The 6,436-nt window shown below is 65.4% G+C and carries 7 protein-coding genes; 2 read left to right on the forward strand and 5 right to left on the reverse strand.

Annotated elements, in window-relative coordinates; genetic code table 11:
• From A985_RS29615 to A985_RS0123070, 5 genes are all read right to left on the reverse strand, one after another.
• Positions 1-821, reverse strand: an 821-nt coding sequence (locus tag A985_RS29615) for a class II glutamine amidotransferase (RefSeq protein ID WP_232424721.1), incomplete at its 3' end; no start/stop codon positions are given.
• Positions 822-939: 118 nt separating this feature from the next.
• The gene (glmU, locus tag A985_RS0123055) at positions 940-2,301 is read right to left on the reverse strand and encodes a bifunctional UDP-N-acetylglucosamine diphosphorylase/glucosamine-1-phosphate N-acetyltransferase GlmU (protein ID WP_017235741.1); all 1,362 of its coding nucleotides are present in this window, start codon (positions 2,299-2,301) and stop codon (positions 940-942) included.
• A gap of 111 nt (positions 2,302-2,412) precedes the next feature.
• Entirely contained in the window at positions 2,413-3,357 is a 945-nt protein-coding gene (gene ttcA, locus A985_RS0123060) for a tRNA 2-thiocytidine(32) synthetase TtcA (protein ID WP_051060353.1), read from the reverse strand.
• A gap of 13 nt (positions 3,358-3,370) precedes the next feature.
• Positions 3,371-3,766 (reverse strand): dihydroneopterin aldolase, encoded by a 396-nt coding sequence (locus A985_RS0123065; RefSeq protein WP_026132324.1) that lies wholly within the window; start codon positions 3,764-3,766, stop codon positions 3,371-3,373.
• A gap of 21 nt (positions 3,767-3,787) precedes the next feature.
• Positions 3,788-4,639, reverse strand: a complete 852-nt coding sequence (locus A985_RS0123070) for an SDR family oxidoreductase (protein ID WP_017235744.1) — start codon at positions 4,637-4,639, stop codon at positions 3,788-3,790.
• 258 nt (positions 4,640-4,897) lie between these two features.
• On the opposite strand from A985_RS0123070, the gene A985_RS0123080 reads away from it, so the two are divergent.
• Together A985_RS0123080 and A985_RS0123085 are read left to right on the forward strand one after the other, a co-directional pair.
• On the forward strand, positions 4,898-6,112 hold the full coding sequence (locus A985_RS0123080; protein ID WP_017235746.1) for a class I SAM-dependent methyltransferase: 1,215 nt from the start codon (positions 4,898-4,900) through the stop codon (positions 6,110-6,112).
• Positions 6,113-6,140: 28 nt separating this feature from the next.
• Complete coding sequence (locus A985_RS0123085) at positions 6,141-6,335, forward strand: DUF2905 domain-containing protein (protein WP_017235747.1); 195 nt, start codon at positions 6,141-6,143, stop codon at positions 6,333-6,335.
• Positions 6,336-6,436 lie beyond the last annotated feature (101 nt).

Consider the following 6,436-nt stretch of genomic DNA (forward strand, 5'->3'; position numbering starts at 1 on the left):
TCCACGCCCTCCATCGTGTCGCCGATCGCACGCGGCTGCTCGAAGATTTCCTTCTGCATGTAGTGACGATACGGCCCCAGCTCCACCGCGCCCGTGTACGCCTGCACCGTGCGCACTTCGCGCTCGACGGCCGCATCGTTACGGTCCACGATCGTCACGCCCTCGAGCGTGAGTTCGACGACATCGCCCTCTTCCAGGTAGATGAACTGATCGGTCGTGCCGGCCAGCGCCAGCGCATCCGAGGCGAGGAAGTTCTCGCCCTCACCCACGCCCACGACCAGCGGCGACCCAGCGCGCGCGCCCACCACGCGGTGCGGCTCCTGCTTGCGGAACACCGCGATGGCGTAAGCGCCGTGCAGACGGCGCGTCGCCAGACGCACCGCGTGATACAGATCGCCCGCGGCGCCGTTCGACAGCAGGTGATGCACCAGGTGCGCAATGACCTCGGTGTCGGTCTGCGACACGAATTCGTAGCCAAGGCCGCGCAGCTCGTCACGCAGGCTCTCATGGTTTTCGATGATGCCGTTGTGCACCAGCGCCACGTCGTCGCGCGAGAAGATCGGATGCGCATTGTCCGTGATCGGCGCGCCATGCGTCGCCCAGCGGGTGTGGGCAATGCCCGTCTCGCCGCCCAGGTGCGTCTGCGCCAGTTGCTCATCGAGATCCGCCACGCGCGATACGCTGCGCGCACGCTGCGGCACGCCATCCTTCAATACCGCCACGCCGCACGAGTCGTAGCCGCGGTACTCCAGACGACGCAGCCCTTCGACCAACACCGGTACTACGTTACGTCGCGCCACCGCGCCGACAATGCCGCACATATTCGCTTCCCTTCGTGCCAGAGATCCTGGCGCATTCGATCGGATTCAATCCGTTTTGACTCGCCGGCGCCCGCTTTGGCTTGCGTGCGTGTCGCGCGCCGGTCCATAACCGCCGATTTTACTGCTTCTGCTTGCGCGGACGGATGTAACCCGTCTTCGCTTCCTGCGTCTTGCCGTTGAGCACCAGCGAATCTTCCGGCGTATCCTTCCACACCGTGGTGCCGGCAGCAATCGTCGTGCCGCGCCGCACCGTCACCGGCGCCACGAGCTGCGTGTCCGAGCCGATGAAGACGTCGTCCTCGATCACCGTGCGATGCTTGTTGGCGCCATCGTAATTGCAAGTGATGGTGCCCGCGCCGATGTTGACCCGCGCGCCCACCGTCGAGTCGCCGACATAGGCCAGATGGTTGGCCTTCGAGCCCTTCGCGAGCGACGCATTCTTCACTTCCACGAAGTTGCCGATGTGCACTTCGTCGGCCAGATCTGCGCCCGGTCGCAGACGTGCATACGGCCCCACGTGCGCGTCGGCGCCCACCACGGCGCCGTCCAGATGACTGAACGCCTCGATGTGCGTGCCCGCGCCGATGGTGCTGTTGCGAATCACGCAGTTCGGACCGATGGTCGCGCCATCGCCAATCGTCACTCTGCCTTCGAACACGCAATTCACATCGATCGAGACGTCGGTGCCGCACGCGATCTCGCCGCGCAGGTCGAAGCGCGCCGGATCGATCAGGGTCACGCCCGCCGCCAGCAGCGCGCCCGCCGCATTGCGCTGGTAGTCACGCTCCAGCTCGGCAAGCTGCGCCTTGTCGTTCACGCCGTTGGGCTCCCACGCGAAGGCCGGCTGCGTGGTGACGACCGGCACGCCGTCCGCGACCGCACACGCGATCACGTCAGTAAGGTAGTACTCGCCTTGCGCGTTCTGATTCTTCAAACCGGCCAGCCAGCCCTTGAGTGCGCGCGTCGGCGCCACGATGATGCCGGTGTTGATTTCGCGAATGGCCAGTTCAGCCTCGTTGGCATCTTTCTGTTCGACGATGCGCAGCACGTTGCCCGCCGCGTCGCGCACGATCCGGCCATACCCGGTCGGGTTGTCCAGATCGACGGTGAGCACGCCCAGCTTCTCGCTGCCCGCAGCGTCGAGCAGCCCCTGCAAGGTCTCGGGGCGCGTGAGCGGCACGTCGCCGTAAAGCACCAGCGTCGGCACCGACTCGTCGAGCAGCGACGCCGCTTGCTGCACGGCGTGTCCGGTGCCCAGCTGCTGCGCCTGCTCGGCGAAATGCACACCGTCGCCGGCCACCGCGTCGCGCACGGCCTCGCCACCGTGACCTATCACCACGATGAGCTTGCCCGGCGTGAGCTTGCGTGCGGTCGCAATCACGTGCGACAGAAGCGGCCGGCCGGCCAGCGGCTGCAACACCTTGGGCAGCTTCGAGCGCATGCGCTTACCCATGCCGGCGGCGAGAATCACAATATTCATGGCGTCGTGACGATTCGAGAGTGGAAATCCGTGTGTCGGGGTCGGGCGGCCGCGCCGGTTCGTCCGGCAGGCTGCGTCAGGTTTCAATGCAGCGAGTGGGGTCGCTCGCGATCAGTCGTCGAATTGCGTAATACGGATGATGCCCGCGTCGTTCTCGTCGCCGCACGGCGCTTCGTCGAACGCAATATCGCCGAGCGGATCGGGCTGCCCCGTCGCACGCAGATTCTTGAAGTCATGAAGGTTCGTATCCATCAAATGCGACGGCACCACATTCGACAGCGCACTGAAAATCGATTTGATGCGCCCGGGATGCTGCTTCTCCCACAGGCGAATCAGCGACTTCATCTCGGCGCGCTTCAGGTTCGGCTGGCTGCCACACAGCGTGCACGGAATGATCGGGAACTGCTTGTACTCGGCGTAACGTTCGAGATCCGATTCGCGCACGTAGGCGAGCGGGCGGATCACCACGTTCTTGCCGTCGTCCGACTGCAGCTTCGGCGGCATGCCCTTGAGCTTGCCACCGTAGAACAAATTCAGGAAGACGGTCTCGATGATGTCGTCGCGGTGGTGGCCCAGCGCAACCTTGGTCGCGCCGAGCTCGCCCGCCACGCGATAGAGAATGCCGCGACGCAGGCGCGAGCACAGCGAGCACGTGGTCTTGCCCTCCGGCACCACGCGCTTGACGATCGAGTACGTGTCCTGGTTCTCGATGTGGAAATCCACGCCGATGGAACGGAAGTAGTCGGGCAGCACATGCTCCGGGAAACCCGGCTGCTTCTGGTCGAGGTTGACGGCCACGATCGAGAAGTCGATCGGCGCACGCTCGCGAAGCTTGAGCAGGATGTCGAGCATGGCATAGCTGTCCTTGCCGCCGGACATGCACACCATTACACGATCGCCCTGCTCGATCATGTTGTAGTCGCCAATGGCCTGTCCCGTCAGACGGAACAGCCGCTTCTCGAGCTTGTTGTTCTCGAACGCGAGCTTCTGCGCTTTCTTCACGCTATCGGGGGCGACGGTTCCGGTCGCGACCAGCGGCGCGCTGGTCTCGGGCATGACGGCACTCATGTCAGGCATCCTTCATCTTGAACACTTCGATGCCGACCGAGTGGCAATCGGGATAGACGTCGGGTTTCTCGGTCGACACGCCCACGGCACGCACGCGCGGATGCGCGAGCAGCGCACTCGCGACGTCGTCACACAGCGTTTCCTGCAGGTGGATATGGCCCAGCCCCACGCGTTTGGCAATGGTCTCGCGCATGAAGTCGTAATCGACCACTTCGTCGAGCTTGTCCGCCAAGGGCGTGCTCTCGGCGAGCGGCACGAACAGTTGCACATTGATCAGCACGCGCTGCTCGCCACGCTTCTCGTAATCGTGCACGCCGATGTTGATGAACACTTCATAGTCGCGCAGGAACATGCGACGGCAGTCCATCAGGCGAGGGTGAGAAAGAGCGCTATGCATTTTGAAAACTCTTAATGACAATCAACGAGACCGGTCGGCATCGGCCGGTTCGGTCAGAAATTTCACGTCACGCGACGAACTCGCGAGATGTTGCCCACCATCGACATACAACACGGTGCCGGTCACCGCAGGCGCGTCGGCCAGATACGCCACCGCCTGCGCGATGTCCTCCGGCGTCGACGATGCGCCCAACGGCGTGGCCGCATGCGCCGCCGCAAAGCCCGTCGGGGTCTGGTCGACAGACAGCAGCGTCACGCCCGGTGCCACGCCGACCACGCGCAAGCGGGGCGCGAACGCCTGGGCAAGCAACGTCGTCGCCACCGCCAGCGCGGCCTTCGACAACGTGTACGACAGGTAATCAGGGTTCGGATTCGCCAGCTTCTGATCCAGCAGATTGACGACGACGCCTCGCCCCGACTCGCCCAATGCGGCATGCATCTCGCGCGCGAGCACGAGCGGTGCGCCCGCATTCACGCGCATGTGGCGCTCCAGCGCCTGGTAGCCGAAATCGCCCGCGCTATCGTACTCGAAGCGCGAGGCATTGTTGACAAGGCAGGTGGGCACGCCCAGCGCCTCGCTACACCGGCCGATGAGCCCTGCCGTGGCGGCTTCGTCCGCGAGCGATGCCTGCAACGCGACCGCCCGGCGCCCCAGCGCCTCGATGGCCGCGACGGTCTCGAGCGCCTCGTCGTGCGAACGCTCGTAGTGAACGGCGATGTCCCACCCCACACCGGCGAGGCGCAGCGCGATCGCGCGGCCGATCCGGCGCGCGCCGCCCGTCACGAGCGCAACACGCGGCACCGGCGGTACAGCCGGCGGGCAGGCGGCATCACCTGCGGCGGACGTAGGGCGTGGCGTCGATGCAACGGTCATGCGGCGAATTCCTGTCAGAGGGCGGTTGGGTCGATGCACTTCGGACGGCGATGGGCTTGAATCAATGCTCGGTGCCGTCGCGCGCGACGCCCTCGCGCAGCATCCATGCAACGGACATGCATCGCAAACACTGGCGAAAACCGCGAAAAAACGACTGAAAATTGACGAAAACCGGCAAAAATTACCCAGAAATCGTCCGCAGACGCGTCAATGCCAACCAAAGCAGCCAGCCGACACTGTCTCCGCTACAATGCCCGCATGAATCAGGCCGCACCGAAACCCCATAGTTTACCCGTTCCCGAGCCAGACGCGCTCGAACACTCGCGCCGCCTCACGGCCTATCTTGCCGACGCCATCGACGCGGCCGGCGGCTGGCTGCCGTTCGATCGCTTCATGGAACTGGCGCTATATGCGCCCGGCCTCGGTTATTACGCTGCCGGTGCCGCGAAATTCGGGCGCCTGGCCGCCGACGGAAGTGACTTCGTCACCGCGCCGGAGCTCACGCCGTTCTTCGCGCGCACGCTGGCCCGCCAGATCGGTGAGATCTTCGAACAAACGGGCGACGCGCAAGTGCTGGAATTCGGCGCGGGGTCCGGACGTCTTGCGGCCGACCTGCTGCTCGCGCTCGACGCCGAAGGCACGCCCTGCGAGCGCTACTCGATCATGGAACTCTCCGGCGAGCTGCGAGCGCGCCAGCGCGAGACCATCGCCAACGCCGCGCCACATCTGCTCGATCGCGTCACGTGGCTTGATAGGTTGCCCGACGCCTTCCACGGCGTGATGCTCGGCAACGAAGTGCTCGACGCCATGCCGGTGCGCCTATGGACACGCCGCCCGGACGACGCCGGGCAGCCGGTCTGGTTCGAACGCGGCGTAGTGCGTACGCAAGACGGTTTCGCCTGGGAAGCCCGTCGCCATACCGGCCCATTGCCGCAGGCCCTCGACGCGCTGGCCGATCTGCCGCCGACGCAGGAATATCGGACGGAGACCCACGAAGCCGCCTCGGCTTTCGTGCGCAGCGTGGCCCCCCTGCTCGCGCGCGGCGTCTTGCTGCTCGTCGACTACGGCTTCCCCGCGCGCGAGTACTATCATCCGCAGCGCGCAGACGGCACCCTGATGTGCCACTACCGCCACCACGCGCACGACGATCCGTTCTATTACCCCGGCTTGCAGGACATCACGGCTCACGTGGAGTTTTCAGGGATTGCCGATGCCGGCGTCGAAGCCGGTCTCGATCTGCTGGGCTTCACCTCGCAAGCCCGATTCCTGATGAACGCCGGCATCATCGAGCTGATGAGCGCGCTCGATCCGTCCGATCCGAAGGTGTTCCTGCCGGCGGCCGCCGCCGCGCAGAAGCTGCTCTCGGAAGCCGAGATGGGCGAACTCTTCAAGGTCATCGCGTTCGGTCGCGGCATGGACGAGTGGGCGGGCCTGCTCGGCTTCGCCACCGGCGACCGCAGCCACGCCCTCTGACCCCCCTTCACCGCGAGGCCACCCCGATATGTTTCGCTGGATGTTCACGATCTTCATCGCGATCTGCATCCTCTCGGCGGCCTCGCCGTGGCTTACCAAGCTCGGCATCGGTCGATTGCCCGGGGATCTGCGCCTTCGCTGGCGCGGCCGCGAGATGGTGTTCCCGTTCGCCTCGACCGTCGTGCTCTCGCTCGTCTTCAATCTGCTGATTCGCCTGCTGTAGCCAGCGGCGGCGACGCAACACCTGTTGCAACGTCCGTCAGCCCCACACGCGCCTCGCGGTTCCCCCCGGCGCCGCCAGCCCCCGCTCCGCGCGCCCCCCCC

Origin of the sequence: Pandoraea sp. B-6, assembly GCF_000282835.1 — a bacterium.
In the GTDB taxonomy this organism is placed as follows: Bacteria; Pseudomonadota; Gammaproteobacteria; order Burkholderiales; family Burkholderiaceae; genus Pandoraea; species Pandoraea cepalis.

Bases quoted from the DNA above. Each gene is read 5' to 3' on its own strand.
- A985_RS0123065 (WP_026132324.1), bottom strand. From the start codon at position 3,766: ATGCATAGCGCTCTTTCTCACCCTCGCCTGATGGACTGCCGTCGCATG.
- A985_RS0123080 (WP_017235746.1), top strand. From the start codon at position 4,898: ATGAATCAGGCCGCACCGAAACCCCATAGTTTACCCGTTCCCGAGCCA.
- A985_RS0123070 (WP_017235744.1), bottom strand. From the start codon at position 4,639: ATGACCGTTGCATCGACGCCACGCCCTACGTCCGCCGCAGGTGATGCC.
- A985_RS0123085 (WP_017235747.1), top strand. From the start codon at position 6,141: ATGTTTCGCTGGATGTTCACGATCTTCATCGCGATCTGCATCCTCTCG.
- glmU (WP_017235741.1), bottom strand. From the start codon at position 2,301: ATGAATATTGTGATTCTCGCCGCCGGCATGGGTAAGCGCATGCGCTCG.
- ttcA (WP_051060353.1), bottom strand. From the start codon at position 3,357: ATGCCCGAGACCAGCGCGCCGCTGGTCGCGACCGGAACCGTCGCCCCC.